At 65.9% G+C, this 3360-nt stretch carries 2 protein-coding genes; both read left to right on the plus strand.

All coding sequences use genetic code 11. The annotated features are described in order from the left end of the window. The first annotated feature begins 259 nt into the window (after positions 1-259). Entirely contained in the window at positions 260-2995 is a 2736-nt protein-coding gene (locus ACIPIA_RS12790) for an ABC transporter transmembrane domain-containing protein (protein WP_400510099.1), read from the plus strand. Beyond that, on the plus strand, positions 2992-3360 hold a 369-nt coding region (locus tag ACIPIA_RS12795), incomplete at its 3' end, for a cyclic nucleotide-binding domain-containing protein (RefSeq protein WP_400510100.1). The genes ACIPIA_RS12790 and ACIPIA_RS12795, both read left to right, overlap by 4 nt.

The following is a 3360-nucleotide window of genomic DNA, read 5'->3' on the forward strand; positions in this document are numbered from 1 at the left end:
CAGGGCTGCCTTGTTCGGTCCGGGCTCGGCGCGGGCCGGAACCGCAGCCCCGGCCAGGGCGCACGCGAAGACGGCGCCGGCCAAGGCCGCGCAAAGAGACAGGCGATCCATTTCTCCCCCGGATGCGGCGCAGCCCGGGCTATGCCGCAGGTACAAACTGGACGGCATTGCGCTTCGTCGCAACCTCACCACATATGCTCGCTTTAGGGGGCGGTTCCCGGCAGGACAGCACCGCCGGCGTTTCGCGACAGGATTACCCTTGGAGCCCAACCTCTTCCGTTACATCTGGCAGAAGAGTCGCGGCGAGCAGATCATCGTCCTGCTGATCATCCTTGTCTCGATCCCTTTCAACTGGGCCTCCTTCGATGTCCCGAAACGGATCGTCAACGACGCCATCCAGGGCGGGGCGTTCCGCGATGGCAAGACGACCGCCACCTTCCTCGACATCACCCTCCACCTGCCTTCCTGGCTGGGTGGGGCGAGCTTCAGGATCCATGAAGGCATCCAGGTCGGTCAGGTTGGGCTGCTCCTCGGGCTGTCGAGCTATTTCCTGTTGCTGGTGCTGATCAACGGCGCCTTCAAATACGTCATCAACGTCCGCAAGGGCATCCTCGGCGAGCGCATGCTGCGCCGCATGCGCTACGACCTCTTCAGCCAGCTGATGCGGTTCCGGCCCGAAGAGATCCGCTCGGTCAAGCCGGCCGAAATCGCCAGCATGATCAAGGACGAGGTCGAGCCGGTCGGCGGCTTCGTCGGCGATGCCTTCATCCAGCCGGTCTTCCTGCTGAGCCAGGCCCTGACCGCGCTTGTCTTCATCATGGCGCAGAGCTTCTGGCTCGGCTCGATCGCTCTGCTCATCGTTCTCGCGCAGGCGATCATCATACCGATCCTGCGCCGGGAACAGCTCAGGCTCGGCCGCGAGCGCCAGATCGCTTCGCGCCAGCTCGCGGGCCGGATCGGCGAGATCGTCGATGCGGGACCGATGATCCAGGGCCACGGAGCGACGGCCTATGTCCAGGCCGACATCGCCGGGCGGCTGGGGCGGCTCTTCGACATCCGCTACGCCCTCTTCAAGCGGAAGTTCGCGGTCAAGTTCCTCAACAACCTGCTGGCCCAGATCACGCCGTTCTTCTTCTACGCCATCGGCGGCTATTTCGCGCTGCAGGGGCGCCTCGACATCGGCCAGCTCGTCGCGGTGATCGCGGCCTATCGTGACCTGCCTTCGCCGATCAAGGAACTGATCGACTGGGACCAGCAGCGCAACGACGTGACCATCAAGTACGAGCAGGTCATCTCGCAGTTCAGCAGCGACGACACGCTGGTGCTCGACGAGGCCAATGGCTGCTCGCCCCTGCCGGCGGCGGGAACGGTGCGGCTGGAGGCCGTACAGATGCTGGACAACCGCGGGCAGCCCCTGTTGACGCCGCTTTCCTTCAATGTGTCGCGTCCGGGGACGGTTGCGGTTATCGGGCCGCCCGGCAGTGGCAAGGACGTGCTCGGCCGGGTCCTCGGGCGGCAGGCGACCAACTATACCGGCCGGGTGCTGATCGATGGCGATCCACTCTCCGAAATGTCGGTGGAACGCGCGAGCCATCTGATCGGCTATTCCGGCGACGAGGCCGAGATCATCGCCGGGACGATGCGCGACAATATCCTGCTGCCGCTCAGGCGGCGCCGGCCGGATCTCAAATCCAGCGGGCCTGCCTCGCCGCAGGATCACCGTCGCTTCGTCGAGGCGGTGCGGTCGGGCAACTCGCCCTTCCCGTTCGAGGCGGACTGGACCGATTACGAGGGTATCGGGGTGGCCGATGGTGCCGAGCTCGCCGCGCGTGTGCGGCGGCTGCTCGATCTGTTCGGCTGCACGCAGGAGGTCTTCGAGCTCGGCCTCGGCGGCAAGGTGATGCCGCCCGTCAGCGCGCAGGCGACCGAACGCATCATCACGGCGCGAGGCGTCGTGGCGGCCGAACTCGAACGCATCAATCTGGGCGAGTTGATCGAGCCCTTCGTGCTGGATCGCTACAACCGGAATGCGTCCATCGCCGAGAACCTGATCTTCGGGACGCTGACCAGCACGCGCTTCGACAATGCGACGCTGCTGTTCGAGCCCTATGCCCATTCGATCCTCCAGGCCGAGGCGCTGGTCGAGCCTCTTGCCGAGATGGGGGGGCGGATCGTCGCCACCGTGGTCGAGATATTCGAAGGTCTGCCCCAGGGCCATGCGCTGTTCGAGCGCTATTCGTTCGGCGAGAATTTCGATTTCGAGCGCCTCGGCGAGCTCGCGGACATCCTGGCCAAGCACGACATGCGCGGCCCGCTCGATCGGGAAACGGAGCGTGACCTCGTCGCGCTGGCGCTCGGCTATATCGAGCCCAAGCACAGGCTGAACCTCATCGATGGGCGGCTGGAGCGCCGCATTCTCAGGGCCCGCGAGAGCTTCCGTGCCCATCTGCCGGCCGATGCCGCGGGGGATGTCGACTTCTACGCGCCGGACAAGGTGATGCTCGGAGCGAGCGTGCGGGACAACCTGATGTTCGGCCGCATCGGCTACGGCATTCCCGATGCGAGCCGCAGGGTGGCCGAGATCGTGCTCCAGGCCCTGGAGCGCTCGGGGCTGGGCGAGGCGCTCTACCGGCTCGGTCTCGACACCGAGAGCGGCATTCGCGGGCGCTACCTGCCGGCGCGGCTGCGGCAGGTCGTCCCGCTCGTGCAGGCCCTGGTCAAGGCGCCGCAGATTGCCGTGCTCGACATTTCCGCCCTGCTCGCGATCTCGGACGAGCCCGGGGACATGGTCGCCGGTCTGCGCAGCTATTGTGAGGGCATGACGCTGTTTCTTCTGACTGGAGATGCTAATCTCGTCGAGGATGTTCCGCTGCGGATCGTCTTCCACGGCGCGACCGGTTTGGTCGAGGCCGAGGAGGCTCCGGGCGCGGCCAATGATGCCGGAGATCGAGGGTCGCGCTTCGCGGAAGCCCGGCGAATGGAGGCGCGGTCATGAGTTTGGAAGCCGATATCGGCTGCTTGCGCGGTCTGCCGTTGTTCCGCGACATGCCGGCTTCGCGGCTCAAGCTCGTCGCGTTGATGGGCGAGCGGCTGCGCTTCGAGCCCGGGGCCGTCCTGATCTGCCAGAAAGAGAAGCTGGAGGGCGTCTACGTCATTCTCGAGGGCGAGGTCGAGTTCGTGCAGCCGCGTGCTGACGGCGAGATACGACGGTTCCACAAGGATGCGGGCAGCATCACCGGCGATGTCTCGCTGCTCAGCGGCCGCCCCTTCATCAGCACGGTGAGCGCCAAGACGCCGGTGCTCGCCCTGAGGATCCCGAAGGATCTCTTCTTCGAGCTGCTTCAGACCGTGCCGGAGTTC

Origin of the sequence: Allobosea sp. CER48, from assembly GCF_044752385.1 — a bacterium.
Lineage (GTDB): Bacteria > Pseudomonadota > Alphaproteobacteria > Rhizobiales > Beijerinckiaceae > Allobosea.